General features: G+C 30.6%; 22 protein-coding genes and 1 rRNA gene. 11 read left to right on the forward strand and 12 right to left on the reverse strand.

The features are described 5' to 3' along the window. The 11 genes from KQI88_RS07635 to dnaA all read right to left on the reverse strand — a co-directional run. Window positions 1-74 (reverse strand): 16S ribosomal RNA (locus KQI88_RS07635); the annotation flags it as partial. Between the two features lie 349 nt (window positions 75-423). After that, entirely contained in the window at window positions 424-1,230 is an 807-nt protein-coding gene (locus KQI88_RS07640) for a SigB/SigF/SigG family RNA polymerase sigma factor (protein WP_216416939.1), read from the reverse strand. Further along, on the reverse strand, window positions 1,230-1,658 hold the full coding sequence (locus tag KQI88_RS07645) for an ATP-binding protein (RefSeq protein ID WP_212381078.1): 429 nt from the start codon (window positions 1,656-1,658) through the stop codon (window positions 1,230-1,232). The genes KQI88_RS07640 and KQI88_RS07645 overlap by 1 nt, the downstream gene beginning before the upstream one ends. Before the next feature lie 6 nt (window positions 1,659-1,664). Then, a complete protein-coding gene (locus tag KQI88_RS07650) occupies window positions 1,665-1,982 on the reverse strand; it encodes an STAS domain-containing protein (protein ID WP_216415949.1) in 318 nt (105 codons plus the stop codon). Window positions 1,983-2,202: 220 nt separating this feature from the next. Further along, the gene (gene gyrA / locus KQI88_RS07655; RefSeq protein WP_216415950.1) at window positions 2,203-4,647 is read right to left on the reverse strand and encodes a DNA gyrase subunit A; all 2,445 of its coding nucleotides are present in this window, start codon (window positions 4,645-4,647) and stop codon (window positions 2,203-2,205) included. Window positions 4,648-4,662: 15 nt separating this feature from the next. Further along, window positions 4,663-6,573: a DNA topoisomerase (ATP-hydrolyzing) subunit B gene (gene gyrB / locus KQI88_RS07660; RefSeq protein WP_216415952.1), complete on the reverse strand. Its 1,911-nt coding sequence runs from the start codon at window positions 6,571-6,573 to the stop codon at window positions 4,663-4,665. Between the two features lie 278 nt (window positions 6,574-6,851). Then, window positions 6,852-7,148, reverse strand: a complete 297-nt coding sequence (remB, locus tag KQI88_RS07665) for an extracellular matrix regulator RemB (RefSeq protein WP_216415954.1) — start codon at window positions 7,146-7,148, stop codon at window positions 6,852-6,854. A gap of 86 nt (window positions 7,149-7,234) precedes the next feature. Continuing rightward, window positions 7,235-8,332, reverse strand: a complete 1,098-nt coding sequence (gene recF, locus KQI88_RS07670; protein ID WP_216415956.1) for a DNA replication/repair protein RecF — start codon at window positions 8,330-8,332, stop codon at window positions 7,235-7,237. Window positions 8,333-8,360: 28 nt separating this feature from the next. Beyond that, window positions 8,361-8,573 carry an RNA-binding S4 domain-containing protein gene (locus tag KQI88_RS07675; protein ID WP_216415958.1) on the reverse strand — a complete coding sequence of 71 codons (213 nt, stop codon included), beginning with the start codon at window positions 8,571-8,573 and terminating at the stop codon, window positions 8,361-8,363. Window positions 8,574-8,805: 232 nt separating this feature from the next. Beyond that, window positions 8,806-9,912: a DNA polymerase III subunit beta gene (dnaN, locus tag KQI88_RS07680; RefSeq protein ID WP_216415960.1), complete on the reverse strand. Its 1,107-nt coding sequence runs from the start codon at window positions 9,910-9,912 to the stop codon at window positions 8,806-8,808. A gap of 226 nt (window positions 9,913-10,138) precedes the next feature. Then, window positions 10,139-11,494, reverse strand: coding sequence for a chromosomal replication initiator protein DnaA (gene dnaA / locus KQI88_RS07685; protein WP_216415962.1), 1,356 nt, complete (start codon window positions 11,492-11,494; stop codon window positions 10,139-10,141). A gap of 577 nt (window positions 11,495-12,071) precedes the next feature. Here dnaA and rpmH point away from each other — a divergent pair. The 9 genes from rpmH (at window position 12,072) to noc (ending at window position 19,414) form a co-directional block, all read left to right on the forward strand. Next, window positions 12,072-12,206 (forward strand): 50S ribosomal protein L34, encoded by a 135-nt coding sequence (rpmH, locus tag KQI88_RS07690; protein ID WP_212381069.1) that lies wholly within the window; start codon window positions 12,072-12,074, stop codon window positions 12,204-12,206. Between the two features lie 52 nt (window positions 12,207-12,258). Continuing rightward, window positions 12,259-12,597: a ribonuclease P protein component gene (gene rnpA, locus KQI88_RS07695; RefSeq protein ID WP_216415964.1), complete on the forward strand. Its 339-nt coding sequence runs from the start codon at window positions 12,259-12,261 to the stop codon at window positions 12,595-12,597. Between the two features lie 22 nt (window positions 12,598-12,619). Beyond that, window positions 12,620-12,829 carry a membrane protein insertion efficiency factor YidD gene (yidD, locus tag KQI88_RS07700; protein WP_212381067.1) on the forward strand — a complete coding sequence of 70 codons (210 nt, stop codon included), beginning with the start codon at window positions 12,620-12,622 and terminating at the stop codon, window positions 12,827-12,829. Between the two features lie 29 nt (window positions 12,830-12,858). Then, on the forward strand, window positions 12,859-13,524 hold the full coding sequence (locus KQI88_RS07705) for a YidC/Oxa1 family membrane protein insertase (protein WP_216415966.1): 666 nt from the start codon (window positions 12,859-12,861) through the stop codon (window positions 13,522-13,524). Between the two features lies 1 nt (window position 13,525). Continuing rightward, window positions 13,526-14,146 carry an RNA-binding cell elongation regulator Jag/EloR gene (jag, locus tag KQI88_RS07710; protein ID WP_216415968.1) on the forward strand — a complete coding sequence of 207 codons (621 nt, stop codon included), beginning with the start codon at window positions 13,526-13,528 and terminating at the stop codon, window positions 14,144-14,146. A 301-nt stretch (window positions 14,147-14,447) separates the two neighbouring features. Further along, window positions 14,448-15,833 carry a tRNA uridine-5-carboxymethylaminomethyl(34) synthesis GTPase MnmE gene (gene mnmE, locus KQI88_RS07715; protein WP_216415970.1) on the forward strand — a complete coding sequence of 462 codons (1,386 nt, stop codon included), beginning with the start codon at window positions 14,448-14,450 and terminating at the stop codon, window positions 15,831-15,833. Between the two features lie 33 nt (window positions 15,834-15,866). Next, complete coding sequence (gene mnmG / locus KQI88_RS07720) at window positions 15,867-17,762, forward strand: tRNA uridine-5-carboxymethylaminomethyl(34) synthesis enzyme MnmG (RefSeq protein WP_246579197.1); 1,896 nt, start codon at window positions 15,867-15,869, stop codon at window positions 17,760-17,762. Beyond that, window positions 17,762-18,481: a 16S rRNA (guanine(527)-N(7))-methyltransferase RsmG gene (rsmG, locus tag KQI88_RS07725; RefSeq protein WP_216415972.1), complete on the forward strand. Its 720-nt coding sequence runs from the start codon at window positions 17,762-17,764 to the stop codon at window positions 18,479-18,481. The genes mnmG and rsmG overlap by 1 nt, the downstream gene beginning before the upstream one ends. Before the next feature lie 135 nt (window positions 18,482-18,616). Beyond that, a complete protein-coding gene (gene noc / locus KQI88_RS07730; RefSeq protein ID WP_216415974.1) occupies window positions 18,617-19,414 on the forward strand; it encodes a nucleoid occlusion protein in 798 nt (265 codons plus the stop codon). Between the two features lie 50 nt (window positions 19,415-19,464). Here the strand turns inward: noc and KQI88_RS07735 are convergent, their stop codons facing one another. Continuing rightward, on the reverse strand, window positions 19,465-19,734 hold the full coding sequence (locus tag KQI88_RS07735; protein ID WP_216415976.1) for a TMEM165/GDT1 family protein: 270 nt from the start codon (window positions 19,732-19,734) through the stop codon (window positions 19,465-19,467). 361 nt (window positions 19,735-20,095) lie between these two features. Between KQI88_RS07735 and KQI88_RS07740 the strand changes: the two genes are divergently transcribed. Both KQI88_RS07740 and KQI88_RS07745 read left to right on the forward strand, forming a co-directional pair. Next, complete coding sequence (locus tag KQI88_RS07740; RefSeq protein ID WP_216415978.1) at window positions 20,096-20,869, forward strand: ParA family protein; 774 nt, start codon at window positions 20,096-20,098, stop codon at window positions 20,867-20,869. Beyond that, on the forward strand, window positions 20,870-21,745 hold the full coding sequence (locus tag KQI88_RS07745) for a ParB/RepB/Spo0J family partition protein (RefSeq protein ID WP_216415980.1): 876 nt from the start codon (window positions 20,870-20,872) through the stop codon (window positions 21,743-21,745). The last annotated feature ends 8 nt before the right edge of the window (window positions 21,746-21,753 follow it).

Genomic DNA, 21,753 nt, shown 5'->3' on the forward strand with positions numbered 1-21,753 from the left:
TAACTCCGCTCGACTTGCATGTGTTAGGCACGCCGCCAGCGTTCATCCTGAGCCAGGATCAAACTCTTAAATAAAAATGCTCGAATTTTTGGGTTCCATTTAAATAAATTAATATTTAATGGAAACTCAGCTTTTCGCTGAGAAGGTATCTTACACAAAATCAAAGATTTTGGCAATCTACCCTTGCTGGCTTAATCTATACTGTTTAGTTTTCAAAGACCTCTTTAAAGACTTATGCTCCATCGCCTTGTTGCGGCGACTTATCTAATATATCACACTTGAAATATTATGTCAACTGTTTTTGTTTTAAAATTTATTTTTAAAACTGTACATGAGGAGCACCTTTAACACTATATCACTATTATTCTTTTGTGTCAACTCTGTTTTTATAAAATACTAAAAGAGTAGATGGAATCTACTCTTTTACTCCATGCTCTTATCTAGTTCTTTTCTAAACTTCTCAATAATACGTTTTTCCATTCTAGAAACAGTCATCTGCGAAACTTGTAATTCCTCCGCTACTTTCATCTGAGTTTTATTGTTAAAGAACCTATCCTTCAACACTTTCTTTTCAACTTCATTTAGCTTTTCTATTGCTTTATTTAAAAAATCTTTATTTTCGATACTATCAAAGCTTTTATCAAATTCTCCAATAAGGTCTAATAACTGAACGTCTTTATCATCCCCATCATTATCATATGTTAAATCTAAAGACTTAGGGGTATATACTTGACTAGCCTCCATTGCCTCAATTATTTCTTCCTCTGTACAACTTAAGTAGTCAGCTATATCCTTTACAGTAGGTGTTCTTTGCAATGTTTGTTGGAGTGTAGTTTTAGTTACATTTATTTTTTTAGATAATTCTTGTATTCTTCGAGGAACTCTAATAGACCATCCTTTATCCCTAAAGTATTTTTTAATTTCCCCAATAATTGTAGGTGTAGCAAAACTTGAAAACTCAAAACCCTTTGTTATATCAAATCTTTCAATCGCGTAAATTAATCCTAATGAAGCTACTTGATAAATATCCTCATAGTCTATACCTTTATTTAAAAATTTCTTAGATAGGATTTCTGCAATATATAAATGTCTATTAATTAATTCATTTCTAATTTCAATGTTTTTTGTCAGGGCATATTCTTTAAAAAGTTCTTTTTCTGTTAAAGTCTTACGGGTCTTACTTATGTTTAGAGTAACACCAGTATCCGTAGATTTTGCTGTGTTTCTCATCAAGCATCATCCCCCAAGTACTTTATCATTTTTATCATCATACCTTTGCCCTTTTCCGATTCAATCTCTACATCATCCATAAGAGATTTTATAATAAATATACCTAACCCTCCTTCTTTAGGTTTACTAAGATCTGGTTCTTCTATATTGTCTAATTGACAACCTTCTCCATCATCATAGACAGAAATAGTTAGTTTTTCTCCTGTTGAAACAAAATCAATATTAAAATTACTGCCTTGTTTACAGTGGCATCCATGAATAATTGCATTAGTACATGCCTCAGCAACAGCAACCTTCATATCTTCAATCTTTTCAATATCAAATCCAATACGACTAGCAATAGCAGCTAAAGTTAATCTTATAACTCCCACATATTCAGGTTTACTGGGAACAGATAGCTTTATCTCATCCATTTGTATTTGATCCATTTGTCTTCACCCCTCAACAATAAAAATTTTGTCTAGTCCAGTAATATTTAATAGCTTTTTTATATTGGGTCTTATATTTGAAATAACAATATTTTTATCCTCTTGTTTTAATCTTTTAAGCGCTCCAATAAGTATACCTAGTCCTGTACTATCAATATATTCTAGTTTTTCAGCATCTATTTTGATATCTTCCCTCTTTTCTTCAATAATTCCCATGAAAACTTCCTTCAATTGTCCCGCTGTATATACATCTACCTCTCCTACCAGTTCAACAAGCCAATAATTATTTTCATTATTAAAGTCCTTTTTAATTTGTAATGACATAGAATTCATCCTCCTTTATCCTTTGTACTAATCATACTAATTCTTTAAATATATTCCTTACACCATAAGTTACCTTATATATTACATCTAGTTATTGTTAAACAAATCTATAATTAATCCTCTTTTTATTATATCAAATTTTAAAAATTTAAACTATACCCATATAATTTGCACTAATAAAAATAGCAAAGGTTATATTTTACCTTTGCTATTTCTCTACCTATTCCTCTTCTTCCTCTTCTTCATGGCCAGGCATTACTGCTATAGTAACAATAGATTGATCCTCTTCAGTTTTCATAAGAGTAACCCCTCTAGTATTTCTACCTAATTTTGATATATTGTTTACATTTAACCTTATAACTGTTCCATCATTGTTTATTAATAATACTTCATCATCATTAGCTACAATCTTTGCTCCAACTAAAGATCCTGTTTTATTAGTTACATTATAGGTTTTAATTCCCTTTCCACCTCTAGACTGTAGACGATATTCACTTAAATCTGTTCTTTTTCCAAAGCCTTTCTCACTAACTACTAGTAGATCCATTTGTTCTTCCGCAATCTCCATAGAAACAACATGGTCCTTTGATGATAAATTAATTCCTTTTACACCCATAGCGCTTCTACCCATATCTCTTACATCACTTTCTTTAAAACGAATAGACATTCCCTTTGATGTAACTAAAATTACATCTTGGCCTTCATCTGTTAGCTTAACTTTTATTAGCTCATCATCTTCTCTAATACTAATAGCTATTAGACCGCTCTTTCTGGTATTTTCAAATTGACTTAACTGAGTCTTTTTAATAATACCATTTTTAGTAGCTAATACAAGATACTTAGAATCCCATTCTCTACCTACAGGAATCGTAGCTGCAATTTTTTCATCAGGGCTAAGTGGTATTAGATTAACTATTGCAGTTCCTTTAGCTTGTCTTCTTGCCTCTGGAACTTCATAAACATTTAGCTTATATACTCTACCAAAGTTAGTGAAGAACAACAAATAGTCATGCGATGAAGAAATAATTAGATTTTCAACAAAATCTTCTTCTCTTGTAGTTAGTCCAGCTACTCCTTTGCCACCACGTTTTTGACTTTTATAAGTATCTGCAGGAAGTCTTTTAATATATCCAAAATGAGTTAGAGTAATAACCACATCTTCCTCATCTATCATATCTTCTATATTTATTTCTCCTATTGCTCTTGTTATTTCTGTTCTTCTTTTATCTGCATATTTTTCTTTTATTTCTATTAATTCATCTTTAATAATATTAAGAACTAATCTTTCATTTGCTAATATTTCTTTGTAATGATTAATAAGTTTTAATAGTTCTTCATATTCTTCCTCAACTTTCTCTATCTCTAAACCAGTAAGCTTTTGCAATCTCATATCTAAAATTGCTTGTGCTTGTTTTTCTGATAGAGCAAATCTCTCCATTAAACCATTTTTTGCTATTTGAGTATTCTCTGAACCTCTAATAATTTTAATAACTTCATCTAAATTATCTATAGCTATTTTTAAACCTTCTAATATATGCGCTCTATCTTCTGCTTTATTTAAATCAAATTTTGTTCTCCTAACAATGATATCTTTTTGATGATTTAAATAATGTGTCAGCACTTCTTTTAAATTTAATACCTTAGGTTCACCATCAACTATTGCAAGCATTATAATACCAAAAGTATCTTCCAGTTGAGTATGTTTATATAGTTTATTAAGCACAACATTGGCATTAGCATCTCTTTTAAGTTCTATTACTATACGCATTCCATTTCTATCACTTTCGTCTCTTAGATCAGAAATGCCCTCTATTTTTTTATCCCTTACTAATTCTGCTATTTTTTCAATTAATCTAGCTTTATTCACTTGATATGGGATTTCTGTAACAATAATTTGTTGTCTTCCCTTATTAAACTCTTCTATGCTTGCCTTTGCTCTTACCTTAACTCTACCTCTACCTGTTGTATATGCCTCTTTAATTCCTTCTGTACCCATAATAGTGGCACCCGTTGGAAAATCCGGCCCTTTTATGTGCTCCATAATATCTTCCACTTCAGCTTCAGAGTTATCAATTAAAGTAACAACACCATCTATTACTTCTCCTAAGTTATGAGGTGGAATATTAGTTGCCATACCAACTGCAATACCACTTGATCCGTTAACAAGTAAATTTGGAAACTTACTTGGCATTACAGAAGGTTCTTTTAAAGACTCATCAAAGTTCGGTCTATAATCTACAGTTTCTTTATTAATATCCCTAATCATTTCTAGAGCAATTTTAGATAGTCTTGCTTCTGTATAACGCATAGCAGCTGCGCCATCACCATCAACAGAACCAAAGTTACCATGACCATCTACTAATAAATATCTCATTGAGAAATCTTGGGCTAAACGCACCATTGCATCATATACAGCAGTATCACCATGTGGGTGATACTTACCTAAAACATCCCCAACAATACGTGCTGATTTTCTATGTGGTTTATCAGGAGTCAAACCTAATTCGATCATAGAATATAATATTCTTCTATGAACAGGTTTAAGTCCATCTCTAACATCTGGAAGAGCTCTCCCTACAATAACACTCATAGAATAGTCTATATATGATTTTTTCATTTCTTTTTCTATATTTATAGGGATTATATTACTTTTTTCCACTAACATTTTTTATCCCCCTTACTATATATCTAGATTTGTAACATATTTTGAATTTTGTTCGATAAACTCTCTTCTTGGCTCTACCTTATCACCCATAAGAGTATTAAAAATATTATCTGCACCAGCTGCATCTTCAATAGAAACTTGTAAAAAAGTTCGCGTTTCAGGATTCATTGTAGTTTCCCAAAGTTGCTCTGGATTCATTTCACCAAGACCTTTATATCTTTGGATGTCAACATTTCCACCCATTTCTGCTATTTTTTCTTGCATTTCCTCATCTGAATAAGCATAGTTTTCTACTTTGCCTTTTTTAAGTTTATATAGTGGTGGTTGTGCAATATATACATATCCTTGTTCAATTAAAGGTTTCATATATCTAAAGAAGAAAGTTAATAATAATGTTCTAATATGAGCCCCATCCACATCGGCATCAGTCATAATAACTATTTTATGATATCTAAGTTTTTCTATGTCAAACTCATCACCTATACTAGTACCAAAGGCTGTAATCATATTTCTAATTTCTGCAGATCCTAACATTCTATCTAATCTTGCTTTTTCAACATTTAATATTTTTCCTCTTAAAGGCAATATAGCTTGTATACTTCTGTCCCTGCCTTGTTTTGCACTACCACCAGCAGAATTTCCCTCAACTATATAAATTTCACTTAAAGCAGGGTCTTTTTCGGAACAATCTGCTAGTTTTCCTGGAAGGGCAGAGTTCTCAAGAACTCCCTTTCTTCTTGTTAGTTCTCTAGCTTTTTTAGCTGCTTCTCTAGCTCGCTGCGCTCGTTGAGATTTCTCTAAAATAATTTTTGCATCTACTGGGTTTTCTTCTAAAAAAGCTTCTAAAGCTTCTGATACACTATTTTCAACAATACCTCGCATTTCACTATTTCCAAGTTTTGTCTTGGTCTGCCCTTCAAATTGTGGATCTGTAAGTTTAACAGAAACAATAGCTGTTAAACCTTCTCTTATATCTTCTCCTAAGAAATTTGTATCTTTTTCTTTTAAGAATCCAATTTTCCTAGCATATTCGTTAATTATTCTTGTTAAAGATGCCCTAAATCCACTTAAATGACTTCCACCCTCGTGCGTATTAATATTATTAGCATAGCTAAAAATATTTTCTGAATACGTATCTGTATACTGCATAGCTACTTCTGTAATATTATTATCTTTTTCTTTTTCAAAATATATTATTTTTTCATGGAGTACTTCTTTATTCTTATTTAAATATTTAACAAATTCTCCTATTCCTCCATCGTAATAAAATACTTGTTCCTGTTCTTTTTCTGATCTTTTATCACTTAAAATAATTTTTATTCCTTTATTTAAGAATGCAAGCTCTCTTAAACGATATTCTAATGTTTCATATTGAAAAACAGTATCTTCAAAAATTTCTGCATCAGGTTTAAATGATATCGTTGTTCCTGTTTCTTTTGTTTCTCCAATAACTTTAATATCATCTACAGGGTTACCCCTTTCAAACCTTTGCCAATAAACCTTACCATCCAATTTAATTGTTGCTTCTAAATACTCAGATAAAGCATTAACAACAGAAACACCAACCCCATGAAGTCCACCAGAAACTTTGTATCCCCCTCCTCCAAATTTTCCTCCAGCATGGAGTACAGTAAGTACAGTTTCTAATGTAGATTTTCCTGTCTGAGGATGCACTTCAACAGGAATACCCCTTCCATTATCGATTACTTCTATAGAATTATCCTCATTAATAGTTACACTAATAGTATCACAATAGCCACCTAAAGCTTCATCAATACTATTATCAACAACTTCATAAACTAAATGATGTAATCCTCTAGGCCCTGTTGTTCCTATATACATCCCTGGTCTTTTTCTTACAGGATCTAAGCCCTCTAGAACCTGAATTTGTTCGGCACTATACTCTTGTGTTTGATTTTTTTTCATTTTTTACCCTCCTGCCAAAAAATCTATACCATTTTGCATAGCAATATTTTAGATTCTTATGAATAAATAAAACAAACTGCTAATATTTAGGTACTGATACAATAAAAGTAAACCAGTAGCTAGTATCCAGCAGCCCAACTTATATAATAATACACTATGCTTTACTTATAAAGGTTTTGTGCTATAGTTGCTATAATAAAAGCTTCTATTCAAGTTTTTTAAATCAAAGAAGCCTTTATTTAAACAAATTTTACCGATTACCGAAAGTATATATAAATTTATACTTTCCTATGCGTTATAAATTTAGCCCTTTTTTGCAAGGTAAGGGCAGAAATAGGCGAGTAATAAACTACCACTTTACGTATAGCCCTGCCTTTATATGGTTTACCTTCGATTCTTTCCATAACAACAAAGGAACGTGGCTCTTCATCAGTAACTCTATTAACAAATCCCTCTTCTTCACATATATTTAGAAAATCTTTACTATGTTTTGATTTTAATGTGGATTCTATATCTAAAATTGCTATAATATCCTTTGTACAGACAACTACATCTCCACCTAAATGAACAAACATTATATGCCACCCCCTAGACATTACTGCATCTCCTTATTATAACCCTTATTCTACCATATTAAAAGATAAAGTATTTTGTTTTTTAATTAACAGATTTGACCTTTAGACACAGTATATATATTTCTGTCCTCTGGGTTTAAGTTTTTTATATGATCCATCATTGTTGTTGTAATAAAAGTTTGAACATTTCTTAAGTTGTTAATTAAGTAACCTTGTCTTTTTAAATCTAATTCACTCATCACATCATCTAATAGCAAAATAGGATATTCACCTACTTCACTTTTAACTAATTCTAACTCAGCTAACTTTAAAGAAAGTACTGCCGTTCTTTGTTGTCCTTGAGAACCATAGTTTTTAACATCAAGTCCATTTATTTTTAATATCATGTCATCACGATGAGGTCCTACGGTTGTTAACCCTCTCTGTTTATCTATATTTAAATCCTCTTTAAATCTTTGAAGTATTTTTTCTTTAATATGGTTTACTTCATCTTCTTCTTTAACTTTAACATTAGCTTCGTATATAATTTCTAATGTTTCTGCGGATTCTGTAATTTTTCGATGCATTAACTTAGCTAATATACTTATTTTTTTTATAAAGTTCCTTCTATAAAAAATAAGCCAAGCACCAGCGGTAGCTAGTTGTTCATTCCATACTTCTAAATCTAGTATCTTTCCTCTATTGTACTTTAATAATTTATTTCTATGTTGAAGTATTTTATTATATTGACTTAGAGTGTAATAATACTTAGTAGAGATTTGAGAAATTTCACGATCCATAAACTTTCTACGTTCACTTGGCCCTTCTTTTACTAATTTTAAATCTTCAGGTGAAAACAATACTACATTTAAGTTACCTAATAGTTCTCCTATTTTTATTAAAGGTATTTGATTAACTTTAACATCTTTTTTGCGATCCATATTTAATCTTACTTCAATGTTTACATTACCAATTACCTTCTTTAACTTTACTTGAACATAAGCCTGTTTTTTTATCATGTTAATCATCTCTTGATCACGATTAGCTCTAAAGGATTTACCTGCAGAACATAAGTATATAGCTTCAAGTAAATTAGTTTTACCTTGTGCATTATCACCTATAAAAACATTAAGTCTTGGATGAAATTTCAAGTGCATCTGTTCATAATTTCTATAATTAATTACTTTTAATTCCTCTACTATCATCCTTATTTTCCCTCCAAGCTCACCTTCCTTATCTAATTACTTCAATTTCTATACCTTCATGTAACACTTTATCACCAGGTTTAATTTTTTTACCCCTTTGAACAATTGTTTGTCCATTTACTTTAACTTCGCCACTTAATATAACTAATTTAGCATGTCCTCCACTATCCACTACTTCACCTAACTTTAATAGTTGATCTAACTTGATGTACTCACCATCAATTTTAACTTGTTTTTTCATTTTTGTAGCTATCTCTTTTAATACAAGATAACTCTAACCTCCTATCTAATATATTATTTTAGTCTTATATACAAAAATTTGTTTATATAATATTAACATTAATATTACATTAGTTTATCCTATAACTACCAACTTTAAAAGCCTATCATATTCCTATTGCATAATAAACTATGCGCATATAATGCTGATAGATTTTGAAAAATAGAAACCCAGCAATTTGCCGGGTTAAATACTAATAGGATGCTAATCTTACAGGTAGAACTAAATAAATTGTATTATCGTTAGTAATTGGCTTTATAATACCTGGACTTAAATTTGTTGTAAATTCTAAGTAAACAGTTTCATCATCAATTACCTTTAACGCATCAATAAAATATTTTGAATTAAAAGCAATTTGTAAGTCTTCACCTTCAAGTTCTATCTTAATTTCTTCATGAACATTTCCTAATTCAGAGTTAGAATTAATTATCATATTTTCATCAGTAATAATAAATTTAACTAAGTTATTTCTTCCTTCTTTACCTAATAAAGAAGCTCTCTCTATACTGTCAAGTAGATGTTTAGCATTAACTTTAATTCTAGATTTAAATTCTTTCGGAAGTATTTGCTTATAATTAATAAACTCACCTTCTAAAAGTCTTGAAATTAATTTTGTGTTGCCTACTGTAAATAAAGCATGATTATTGGTAAGAGAGATTTGTACTTTTTCATCTTCTTCTCCACCTATTATACGGTTAACTTCATTTAATGTTTTACCTGGAATAACTACCTTGTTATTTAAATGTGCCTCAATTTTTCCTTTTCTTAAAGCTACACGATATCCATCTAATGCTACCATATTTAATGTGTCATCTTCAATTTCCATTAGGACACCAGTTAGTATCGGCCTAGCCTCATCTTGAGCTGTTGCAAATACAGTTTGACGAATCATACTTTTAAATAGCTCCTGAGATATTTCATGAGTTTGCTCTTCTTCAATTTCAGGAAGCTCAGGAAACTCAGATGAATTATAACTTAAGATATTAAATTCTGTAGAAGCGCATTTAATTAGTAATTGATTATTATTTTGTAGAGATACTTCTACTTCAGAATCCGGTAATCTTCTAATAATTTCACTAAATAATCTTGCATCTACTACAATGGATCCCTCTTCTATAATGTTAGCTCCCATAATATGATCTATACCTATTTCCATATCTGTTCCAACAAGACGTAAGTTTTTATCAAATGCTTCTAGATAAATACCTTTTAATATAGGCAAGGTACTTTTTGAAGATACAGCTTTTTGGACAATAGAAATACTATGCATTAATGTTTTTGGATCGCAAAAAAACTTCATTTGTGGATAACCTCCTTTTGAAAAAATATAGATAAATAATAACAACTCTAGTAGTAATAGTAGTAGGCTCTGTGTTTTTGTGGATAACACTATTAACTTGAATAGTTTAATGATATACACATGTGAATAAAATGTTTAAAAGTCTGCACAAGTTATACACATATTCAGCAATAAAAAAGAAATAGAAACTTATCAACAACATATGCACAAACAACATGTGAATAGATTACTCACCTTTTAGTTCTTTAATAATACGCTCAATTCTTTCTTTAATATCTTCATTTGTTTGAATATCATTAGATATTTTTTCATGGGCATGCATTACTGTAGTATGATCCCTACCGCCAAATTCTTCTCCAATTTTAGGTAAAGATAAATCCGTTAATTCTCTAGCAATATACATAGCTATTTGTCTAGGATATGAAATTGCCCTTGTTCGTTTTTTAGAGTTAAAGTCCTCTATTTTAATATTAAATTTATTAGAAACTACTTCTTTGATTAAATCAACATTAAGTTGTCTAGCTTTACTAGAAAATAGTTCTTTTAGTGCTTCACTAGCTAGTTCAACAGTAATCTCACTATTTGTTAAAGAGGAGTAAGCAACAATTCTTATTAAGGCTCCTTCTAACTCTCTAATATTAGATTGAATCTTTCTAGCAATATGGGTAAGTACCTCATTAGGAACATCAATATTTTCCATCTGCGCTTTCTTGTATAAAATAGCAATTCTTGTTTCTAAATCTGGTGGCTGAATATCTGTAATAAGTCCCCATTCAAATCGTGATCTTAGACGGTCTTCTAATGTGGGAATTTCTTTAGGTGGCCTATCACTAGAAATAATAATTTGTTTATTAGATTCATGGAGTGCATTAAAGGTATGGAAAAACTCTTCTTGGGTACTTTCTTTTCCAGCAATAAATTGAATATCATCTACTAAAAGAACATCAATTGTACGAAAACGATTACGAAACTCAACGTTACGGTCATGACGAATAGAATTTATCAATTCATTTGTAAAGGTCTCTGAAGAAACATAAACTACTTTTGCTTTAGGATTATTTTGTAAAATAAAGTGACCGATGGCATGCATTAAGTGAGTTTTTCCTAGTCCTACCCCTCCGTAAAGAAATAATGGATTGTAGGCTTTGGCTGGAGCCTCAGCAACAGCTAGAGAGGCTGCATGAGCAAATCTATTACTATTTCCTATAACAAAAGTATCAAATGTGTATTTGGGATTTAAATTAGTTGAAGTAATTTGGTCTGATGATACTGAAATATTAGCTAAGCCTTCAGATCTTTGTTGATTTCCTTCAGTTAGGCTTGGCTTTTCCTCAGAAGGTACTATAAACTTAAGTTCATACTTATTAGATGTTGTTTGTTTAATTGCATTACTTATTAATGTTGCATAACGTGCAATAAGAATATCTCTTGTAAAACTATTAGGTACGCCTAAAATAATCTTATTGCCTTCTAGAGAAATAACGTCTATTGATTTAATCCAGGTATTAAAACTTACTTCTGTTAGCTCTGGTTTGATTAGACTAAGAGTTTTTTCCCAGATTTGAGGTAGATGGTCATGCATAAAACAGCCCCCTATCTGTAATAATTTTAATATAAAAAGTTATCCATATATTTATCCACAAAAAAAATATGAATAGAGTAAAAAAGTGTAATAAATTTTATTAACATGGTTATACATAGTTATGTGGATAAATATATTAATAATAAAAATATTAGAATATAAAAATATAAATAGCCACATTATACAAAAAATGATTATTCACAAAAAAAAATAGTAAAAATCAATTATATACTGTAATTATTAGAAGAAAATTGTAAGTTATTCACAACATTATCCACAGTATGTGAATAACTATGGATAATGTTGATATAGTTTTACAAATTATCAACAGGTATATAAATAATAACAAATATTTTAAGGGTTTTCAACAAGAAACATAAAAATATCCACATTATGTTTTTGTGTGGATATTTTTATCCACATACTGGCCAATGGTTTTTTTCTTGACATAGACAAGCTTTGTAGATATAATTTATTAGTAGTGTGCTCAAAAACAATTTATTTTTTTAATTAAAATAATTAAGTTTATTGATGATTACAGGCAGTACTTCTCTAGTACTTGAAGGGGGTGTATTTCGTGAAAAGAACATATCAACCAAAAAGAAGACAAAGATCTAAAGAACATGGTTTCAGAAAAAGAATGTCAACTAGCAATGGTAGAAGAATATTAAAAAGCCGTAGATTAAAGGGTAGAAAAAGACTGACTGCATAAGAGGCCGCACTTGTGGCCTTTTTCTGTAGTTAGAAAGGTTTGGTGAATTTGAATGAAAGCCATCAATAGACTAAAAAAAAATGAAGATTTCAGAAAAGTTTATCAAAAAAGAAATTCGATGGCCAATAGACTACTAATTATTTATATTTCGAAAAATGAATATGAATTTAATAGAGTAGGTTTTACTGTCTCTAAAAAGGTAGGAAAAAGTGTTGTAAGAAGTCGAGTAAAAAGATTATTGAATGAAAGCTATCGTTTAAACGATGACAAAGTACTGCAAGGATATGATATTATATTTGTAGCAAGAGATACATCTGCTGAATCTACTTATAAAGAAGTAGAAAGTGCTATGATACATCTGCTAAAAAAAATGAAGCTTATAAAAAGGTAGTAAGGTATTGGAGAATAAAATCATGTCCAAAATATTTATTTTTTTTATTAAATTGTATAGAAAATATATCTCACCTTTAAAAAAACCTAGCTGTCGATTCTATCCTACTTGTTCCTGTTATAGCCTATTAGCTTATGAAAAATATGGTGCTTTTAAAGGTACTTATTTAACTTTAAAAAGAATATTGAAGTGTCATCCTTTTCACCCTGGAGGATATGATCCTCTTAAATAATTTACTAAAGTATATTGGGGGTTATCAATTTGAACGCATTAGCACGACCATTAGGTGCATTGTTAAAACTAATTTTTGATTTAACAAACAATTACGGATTATCTATTATTTTATTTACGGTAGTCGTAAAATTATTAACCGTGCCTTTGACTATAAAGCAGACAAAATCTATGAAAGAACTGCAAGAAATTCAACCTAAACTTAAAAAACTACAAGAAAAATATAAAAATGATAAAGAGCAGCTAAATATTAAAACAATGGAGCTATATAAAGAACATAATATAAGTCCATTTGGAGGTTGCCTTCCTTTATTAATCCAGTTCCCTATTATTATTGGACTATTTGCCGCTCTAAGAGAACCAGGAGTATATGTTTTTGAATCTCAAGCGGCATATGAGGCCATAAGCACGAGTTTTTTATGGTTACCTAATTTAGCTACTGCCGATCCATGGATTTTACCAATATTAGCAGGAATAACTACTTATTTATCTAGTGTAACTATGACAGCAAAAGGTGCAACAGCGGATCAAAGCCAAAAAATAATGACATATTTTATGCCAATTATGATTTTCTGGTGGGGAAAAAGCTTCCCAGCAGGTCTTACATTATATTGGGTAGTAAGTAATGTATTTCAAATAGTACAACAACTTATAATTAGAAGACCTCAGACAGAATTAAAGGAGGGGCTGAAATAGTATGAAGTTGATAGAGTCAATGGGGAAAACAGTTGAAGAAGCAATTGAGCTAGGTTTAAAAGAGTTAAATAAAACAAGGGATCAAGTAGATATAAATGTACTTGAACTACCTAATAAAGGATTTCTTGGCATTATAGGCTCGAAATTAGCAAAGGTAAAATTAACTGTATTAGATAGACCTGAAGATGATGCAAGAACATTTTTAGAAGACCTATTTAGAGCAATGGATCTAGAAGTTAATATGGATATTCATCAGAAAAACGATACCTTAGTAGTTAATATTGAAGGCCCAAATATGGGTGTAATTATTGGACGAAGAGGTCAGACCTTAGATTCTCTGCAGTATTTACTAAGCCTAGTAGTAAACAAAAACAGTGATAAATATATAAAGGTATTTGTAGATACAGAAAATTACAGACAAAAAAGGGAAGATACACTAATTAGATTAGCAAATAAAATGGCTAATAAAGTACGTAAAATCGGTAAAACTATTGCTCTAGAACCTATGAACCCCTATGAACGAAGAATTATTCATGCTAGTTTACAAAGCAATCCTTATATACAAACATATAGTGAAGGGGAAGAGCCCTTTAGAAAAGTTGTTATTGCATTAAAAAGATAAAGAAAATTTGGTTCAGATGTAATGTTAGCTTTATCAGAAGCTTATTTGCATCTTGAGCACTTGAAAATTTACAATAAATTTTAAGTGCAACAGTATAGGACTACTTTTATTTCATTGATGTAGTAATTGATCTCCTGCTTATATAAGCTGGAGTCTTAGTAATACACCGAAGATAATTATTAAAACCCAGTGAAAAACTGGGTTTTTTTCTGAGTCTAATTAATTAAATAGTACAAAATTTGGTATAATAACTATTAAGTTAATTACGTAGAAATATAAATTTTAAATAGAGGTGAAAACTATGTTTATAGATGATACTATTGCAGCTATTGCTACAGCTCCAGGTGAGGCAGGAATTGGTATAGTACGAATCAGTGGAGATAAGTCAATTGATTTAACAGATCAAATTTTTAGATCGAAAGAAGGAAAAAAATTAAGTGAATATAAACCTAGACGAATAACATATGGCTATATTATTGATCCAAAAACTGATAAAAGAGTTGATGAAGTTTTAGTTTCATATATGAAAGGCCCAAACACATATACAAAGGAAGATATAATAGAGATAAACTGCCACGGAGGCATGATACCAGTAAAAAACATATTGGAGCTTGTGCTTAGAATGGGTGCTAGAGCAGCGGATCCAGGAGAATTTACCAAAAGAGCCTTTTTAAATGGAAGAATTGATTTAGCACAAGCAGAGGCGGTAATGGATCTTATTAGTGCTAAAACAGAAAAGGGTTTTGATGTAGCATTAAATCAATTAGAGGGTTCATTGTCAAAGAAAGTTGCAAAAGTTAGAGAAATTTTATTAGAAATGCTAGCTCATGTTGAGGTATCTATTGATTTTGCAGAAGAGGACATAGATGAAGTTACATTGGACTTTTTGTTAGAAAAAAGTAGTGAAGTAGAAAAGGATATTCAAAAATTATTAGATACTGCTGATACTGGGAAAATATTGAGAGAAGGGTTAAGCACTGTAATTGTAGGGAAACCTAATGTGGGAAAATCATCTTTACTTAATGCTTTAGTTAGGGAGTCAAGAGCTATAGTAACTGATGTTCCTGGTACTACAAGAGATGTAATAGAGGAGCATCTTAATGTTAAGGGAATTCCACTTAGACTGATTGATACAGCTGGAATAAGGGAAACGGAAGATGTTGTAGAAAAAATAGGTGTAGAAAAATCAAAAGAACTATTTAATCTGGCAGATTTAATTATAGTAATGTTAGATGCTTCTAGAGAATTAATGGAAGAAGATAAACAGATAATAAATCTTATTGGACAGAAGAAAGCTCTAATCATTATTAATAAAACTGATCTTCCTCAAAAGCTTAACTTTGAAGAGGTAGAGACAATTATAGGAAGTAAAAAAATTATTAAAGTATCCTTAGTAGAAGAAAAAGGATTAGAAGAAATAGAGGATGCTTTAGTTGAAATGGTATATCAAGGACAAGTAAGGGCAAAGGATAGTTTATTAGTCACTAATATAAGACATAAAAATGCACTGGAAAGAGCTCTTGAAAGTATTAAAGATAGTACTAAGGCTATTAAACAACAATTACCACTTGATTTTGTTGAGGTAGATATAAAGAATACTTGGGAAGCACTAGGCGAAATTACAGGAGATTCAGTAGGAGAAGATCTATTAGATCATATCTTCAAAAACTTCTGTATTGGAAAGTAATGTTTCACGTGAAAAAGAAACGGAGGATAAACAATGATAAAATACAACGCAGGAAATTATGATGTTGTAGTAGTAGGAGCTGGACATGCAGGCTGTGAGGCAGCTTTAGCTGCTGCTAGAATGGGCCACAGTACAATAATGTTAACTATGTCATTGGATGCTATAGCAATGTTACCTTGCAATCCATCTATAGGTGGAACTGGAAAGGGACATTTGGTACGAGAAGTAGATGCATTAGGTGGCGAAATGGGATTAAATATAGATAAGACATTTATTCAAAGTAGAATGTTAAACACTGGTAAGGGACCAGCGGTACACTCATTAAGGATTCAAGCAGATAAAACAAGATACCATATAGAGATGAAAAAAACATTAGAGAATGAACCTAACCTAGATATAATTCAAGGGGAAGTAATAGATGTAATAGTGGAAGATAATACTGTTAAGGGTGTTGTTACAAAAACAGGATCTGTATATTACGCAAAGGCAGTTATATTAGCTACTGGTGTGTACTTAAAGGGAAGAGTATATATAGGAGAGGTTAACTATGAATCAGGTCCTAATGGCTTATTTCCAGCTATGTATTTATCTGAGAGATTAAAAGAATTAGGTTGTAATATGAGAAGGTTTAAAACAGGTACTCCAGCTAGAATACATAGAGATACTATTGATTTTTCCAAAATGGATATTCAAAAATGGGATGAGGAAGTAATACCATTTTCCTTTATGAATGAGGAAATACATAAAGATCAGCAAGCTTGCTGGTTAACAAGAACAACAGAGGAGACTCATAAAATAATTATGGACAACTTAAATAGATCAGCAATGTATAGGGGAGATATAGAAAGCACAGGCCCTAGATATTGCCCATCCATAGAAGATAAAGTTGTTCGTTTTAACGACAAGCCTTCCCATCAAATTTTTATTGAACCAGAAGGATTAGAGACGAAAGAAATGTATGTTCAAGGTTTATCTACTAGCTTACCTGAGGAAGTTCAATTAAAAGTGCTTAGAAGTGTTATTGGACTTGAGAATGCAAAGGTTATGAGACCTGCTTATGCAATAGAATATGATTGTATAGACCCTACTCAACTAAAACCATCTTTAGAATTAAAAAACATTAATAACTTATTTAGTGCAGGTCAATTTAATGGGTCTTCAGGATATGAAGAGGCTGCAGCACAAGGTATTATGGCAGGAATTAATGCTGTTCTAAAAATAAGGGGAGAAGAGCCCTTTATACTTCAACGTTCGGAAGGATACATAGGTGTATTAATAGATGATCTAGTAACTAAGGGAACTAATGAACCTTATAGAATGATGACCTCCAGAGCAGAGTATCGTTTAGTTCTAAGACAGGATAATGCAGATCTTAGATTAACACAAAAAGGTTATAAACTTGGTTTAGTTAAAGAAGATAGATACCAAAGATATCTTTTAAAGAAGCAACATATTGAAGATGAAATGAATAGATTAAAAACTACTAATGTATCTCCAAATGTCGCTAACCCTATATTAGAAAAGGCAGAAAGTACACCTATAAAGGCGGGAGTTTCATTATATGATTTATTGAAACGTCCTGAGCTTACTTATGAAAATATTAAAGAAATAGATAAAGATAGACCGGCAGATTTATTAAAAGATGCTCAAATTCAATGTGAAATAATAATTAAATATGAAGGATATATAGATAAACAACTTAGACAAATTGATCAATTTAAAAAGTTAGAAAACAAAAAACTTAGAGATGATATTGATTATAACAAAATTGAAGGATTACGAATAGAAGCCAGACAAAAATTAAATGATATTAGACCTGTATCAGTAGGACAGGCATCCAGAATTTCAGGAGTATCGCCAGCAGATATTTCCGTACTGCTAGTATATTTAGAGCAAAGAAGACGTAAAAAGGGAGATGGGACAGAATAATGGAGTTAAAGGATATTTTAAAGGATGGTTCAAAAGAGCTGAATGTAGAGATTACAGGCTATCAAGTAGATCAATTAATCAAATATAAAGATATTTTATTAGAATGGAATCAAAAAATGAATTTGACTGCCATTGAGGAAGAAAAAGAAGTTATGATAAAGCATTTTTTAGATTCTTTATCTTGCATACAAACTAAATATTTAAAAACTGAAGGACGAATGATTGATGTTGGAACAGGTGCAGGGTTTCCGGGAGTACCCTTAAAGATAGCTTTACCTAATATAGAATTAACGTTATTAGACTCCTTAAAAAAGAGAATTGGTTTCTTAGAAGAGGTATGTAGAGAAACTAACTTAATTAATGTGGAATTTTTGCATGGTAGAGCAGAAGACTTTGGACAAAACAAAGCCCACAGAGAAAAATATGATTATGCTGTATCTAGAGCTGTAGCGGCATTAAATATTTTAGTAGAATATTGCCTTCCATTTGTTAAGGTAGGAGGATATTTTATTTGTCAAAAAGGACCGGGACTGATAGAAGAATTACCAGAAGCAAAAAATGCTATAAAAATATTAGGCGGAGAAGTTGTTGATCAAATAGTTATCGATTTACCATTTAGCGATATTACACACCATATATTAGTTATAAAAAAAATAAAACAAACTCCGATAAAATACCCTAGAAAAGCAGGAAAACCGAGCAAAGAACCAATAAAGTAGAAAAAACAAGGCGTATTTTGTAGAATGAAATTTATAAAATTATATATATAATGGCAGGAGTCGTCAGAGTTTTATAGAAATAGATTAATATATTAAATTGAGTAGTTTCGCTATGGAAAAGAGGGATTACAATCGATGAATAGTTTGGATAAGAGAATAGAGGAAGTTTTAGTAGATAAGGTTATCCCAAACCCTTACCAACCAAGAAGAACATTTTCTCAAGTAGGGCTAGAGGAACTAAGCGCTTCTATTAAAGCCTACGGTATTTTACAGCCTATAAGTGTTAGGAAAATAGGCGAGGATAAGTATGAGCTAATAGCAGGGGAAAGAAGATTAAGAGCTGCACGACTAGCTGAATTAAAGACAATACCAGCTATAATCAATAATAATTATACCGACACGGATTCTGCAGTTCTAGCTATTATTGAAAATTTGCAAAGAGAAGATTTAAACTTTATAGAAGAGGCTGAGGGTTATGCAAATTTAATTGAAGATCACGGATTTACACAACAGGAATTAGCTGAAAGGGTAGGAAAAAATCAATCTACTATTGCTAATAAGTTAAGAATCCTTAGATTAGGTCAAAATATAAAAAAACGACTATTAGAGAGAGGCTTAACTGAAAGACATGCTAGGGCTTTATTAAAACTTCCTGATGATGACCTTAGAGAAAATGCTTTAGACAAAGTTATTAAAGATGATTTGAATGTTAAAAAAACGGAGCAGCTAATAAAAACTATGTTAGAGTCTATTGGTAAGGAAAAAGAGGTAAAGCCAAATCAGAAAATAAGAAGCTTTATGAATTATAGAATATATCTTAATACATTAAAACAAGCTTATGATGTTATTAAAGAAAAACAAGAAAATGCAGAATTTCAGCAAGTAGATAAAGGTGAATATATAGAAGTAACAGTAAAAATCCCAAAGGGCTAGTCAAGAAAAGATTACTAAAATATAGTAATCTTTTTTTGAAAATATATTGACTACATGCGGCCTAAAAGAGTTAATACTCCTATAACAATAAAAACTACTCCAGCACCTGTTTGTAAATAATGAGGAGAAATATATTTAGTTAAAATAGTAGAAGCACAAACACCAAGAAAAGAACTTAGAACTAATGCTAAGGAAGAACCTAAAAAAACAGGCCAAAGTGACTTAGATTGAGTAGCTAAAAGCATGGTCTGTAATTGAGTTTTATCACCTAATTCAGCTATAAATACGATCCAAAACGTGGTTATTATAATATTAAACATAATATTACCCTCCTCTAGTTAAGTAATATGCTGGTTTTTTTAAAAAAATTAATAAAACAGGTGCCCGTTACTTTAACATTATATTCCTTAGTTGCTTCCAATATTAGCAATTTTATAATTATTAAATTATTAAAGGGTAATTTAAAGTTTTATAGAAATCTTAATAATGCAACATAAGAAATTATACTTTTCTAACTATTAAGTGCCTCTAAATAAGTAGGAGGTCAGTAATACTTTGAGCATTTTAAATTTTTAGACGAAGTTTTTAAATTTTAAGTGTGACTGAATTCGATGCTATAGCATCAGGCGATTTTTAATTTTTATTATATATAACTTCTAGGCCTTAAAGGGGGAAATAACAATGGGAAAGGTAATTGCAGTTTTTAATCAAAAAGGTGGAGTTGGTAAAACAACTACAAATGTAAATTTAAGTGCATGTATTGCTGAAAACGGCAAAAAGGTCTGTGTTATTGATATTGATCCACAGGGTAATACTACCAGTGGCTTAGGAGTAGATAAAAATATATTGGAATATACCATTTACGATATTATAATCGAAGAAGCTAATATTAAAGAGGCTATTGTAGCTACAGAATATGAAAATCTACATTTAATACCTTCTAGTGTACAGTTAGCTGGAGCAGAAATAGAGCTTACTGGAATGAAAAATAGAGAAATTAAATTAAAACAAGCTATTGATGAAATAAAAAATGATTATGATTACATTTTTATAGATTGCCCTCCTTCTTTAGGCTTATTAACAATAAATTCTTTAGCAGCTGTAGACAGTGTTTTAATTCCTATCCAATGTGAATATTATGCATTGGAGGGAGTTAGTCAATTGATGAATACTATACAACTAGTAAAGAAAAATTTAAATCCTAATTTAGAAGTTCAAGGGGTTGTTCTTAGTATGTTCGATGGAAGGACAAATCTATCTATCCAAGTAGTAGATGAAGTAAAAAACTATTTTAAAGGTAAGGTATATACTACAATTATACCAAGAAATGTTAGATTAGCAGAGGCTCCAAGTTTTGGACAGCCTATTATTTATTATGATAAAAAATCAAAAGGTGCAGAAGCATATGCAGAGCTAGCAGAAGAATTTTTATATTTGGAAGAGGATGTGATATAGATGATAAAGACTAAAAAGCGAGGATTAGGTAAAGGATTAGAGGCACTTATTCCTGATATGATCAGCTTAAACATAGTAGAAGAAAAGATTAATGATGAAAAAATTCAAATACTTTCTATAGATAAGATATATCCTAATCCTAATCAACCGAGAAAAAATTTTGATGAAGGCGGTATAGAGGAGTTAGCTAACTCTATTAAAGCTCATGGAATAATACAGCCCATAATTGTAACAGAAGATGCAAAGGGATATATGATTATTGCAGGAGAAAGAAGATGGAGGGCTGCAAAAAGTATAGAATTAAAAGAAGTACCTTGTATAGTTAAACATTATAATGAAAAACAACTTTTAGAAGTTTCATTAATTGAAAACCTACAAAGGCAAGACTTGAACGTTATTGAAGAAGCAAAAGCTTATCAATATTTGATAAGCCAGTATAAAATTACACAAGAACAATTGTCAGAAGCCCTAGGAAAGAGTAGATCTTATTTAGCTAATATAATGAGATTACTTCGTTTAGATAAAAGGGTAATTGATTTTATTATAGAAGGAAAAATTAGCGGTGGACATGGTAGAACTATACTTAGTATAGAATCCAATGACAATCAATATGAGTTGGCAAAAAAGATAATTAGTGAAGGTTTAAGTGTAAGGCAAGTAGAAGAATTAGTGAAGGAATTAAATAATACTAGTAAAAAAGATAACAAAATAAATAAAAACAAAACTAAAGATGTATTTTTAGCTGAAATAGAAGAAAATTTAAAATCACTATTTGGAACAAAAGTAAATATTATTAAGGGTGCCAAAAAAGGCAAAATTGAAATAGAATATTATAATGAAGATGATCTAGAAAGAATAATAAGTCTATTAAAGTAAATAAGAAC

The organism is Alkaliphilus flagellatus, assembly GCF_018919215.1.
GTDB classification, from domain to species: domain Bacteria; phylum Bacillota; class Clostridia; order Peptostreptococcales; family Natronincolaceae; genus Alkaliphilus_B; species Alkaliphilus_B flagellatus.

Excerpts from the sequence above, each read along its gene's own strand:
- jag (WP_216415968.1), top strand. The coding sequence starts at position 13,526 with ATGAAGTTGATAGAGTCAATGGGGAAAACAGTTGAAGAAGCAATTGAG.
- gyrB (WP_216415952.1), bottom strand. The coding sequence starts at position 6,573 with ATGAAAAAAAATCAAACACAAGAGTATAGTGCCGAACAAATTCAGGTT.
- dnaA (WP_216415962.1), bottom strand. The coding sequence starts at position 11,494 with ATGCATGACCATCTACCTCAAATCTGGGAAAAAACTCTTAGTCTAATC.
- yidD (WP_212381067.1), top strand. The coding sequence starts at position 12,620 with ATGTCCAAAATATTTATTTTTTTTATTAAATTGTATAGAAAATATATC.
- KQI88_RS07740 (WP_216415978.1), top strand. The coding sequence starts at position 20,096 with ATGGGAAAGGTAATTGCAGTTTTTAATCAAAAAGGTGGAGTTGGTAAA.
- noc (WP_216415974.1), top strand. The coding sequence starts at position 18,617 with ATGAATAGTTTGGATAAGAGAATAGAGGAAGTTTTAGTAGATAAGGTT.
- rsmG (WP_216415972.1), top strand. The coding sequence starts at position 17,762 with ATGGAGTTAAAGGATATTTTAAAGGATGGTTCAAAAGAGCTGAATGTA.
- KQI88_RS07650 (WP_216415949.1), bottom strand. The coding sequence starts at position 1,982 with ATGTCATTACAAATTAAAAAGGACTTTAATAATGAAAATAATTATTGG.
- remB (WP_216415954.1), bottom strand. The coding sequence starts at position 7,148 with ATGTTTGTTCATTTAGGTGGAGATGTAGTTGTCTGTACAAAGGATATT.
- KQI88_RS07640 (WP_216416939.1), bottom strand. The coding sequence starts at position 1,230 with ATGAGAAACACAGCAAAATCTACGGATACTGGTGTTACTCTAAACATA.
- KQI88_RS07745 (WP_216415980.1), top strand. The coding sequence starts at position 20,870 with ATGATAAAGACTAAAAAGCGAGGATTAGGTAAAGGATTAGAGGCACTT.
- mnmE (WP_216415970.1), top strand. The coding sequence starts at position 14,448 with ATGTTTATAGATGATACTATTGCAGCTATTGCTACAGCTCCAGGTGAG.
- rnpA (WP_216415964.1), top strand. The coding sequence starts at position 12,259 with ATGAAAGCCATCAATAGACTAAAAAAAAATGAAGATTTCAGAAAAGTT.
- KQI88_RS07735 (WP_216415976.1), bottom strand. The coding sequence starts at position 19,734 with ATGTTTAATATTATAATAACCACGTTTTGGATCGTATTTATAGCTGAA.
- recF (WP_216415956.1), bottom strand. The coding sequence starts at position 8,332 with ATGATAGTAGAGGAATTAAAAGTAATTAATTATAGAAATTATGAACAG.
- KQI88_RS07675 (WP_216415958.1), bottom strand. The coding sequence starts at position 8,573 with ATGAAAAAACAAGTTAAAATTGATGGTGAGTACATCAAGTTAGATCAA.
- mnmG (WP_246579197.1), top strand. The coding sequence starts at position 15,867 with ATGATAAAATACAACGCAGGAAATTATGATGTTGTAGTAGTAGGAGCT.
- gyrA (WP_216415950.1), bottom strand. The coding sequence starts at position 4,647 with ATGTTAGTGGAAAAAAGTAATATAATCCCTATAAATATAGAAAAAGAA.
- KQI88_RS07645 (WP_212381078.1), bottom strand. The coding sequence starts at position 1,658 with ATGGATCAAATACAAATGGATGAGATAAAGCTATCTGTTCCCAGTAAA.
- dnaN (WP_216415960.1), bottom strand. The coding sequence starts at position 9,912 with ATGAAGTTTTTTTGCGATCCAAAAACATTAATGCATAGTATTTCTATT.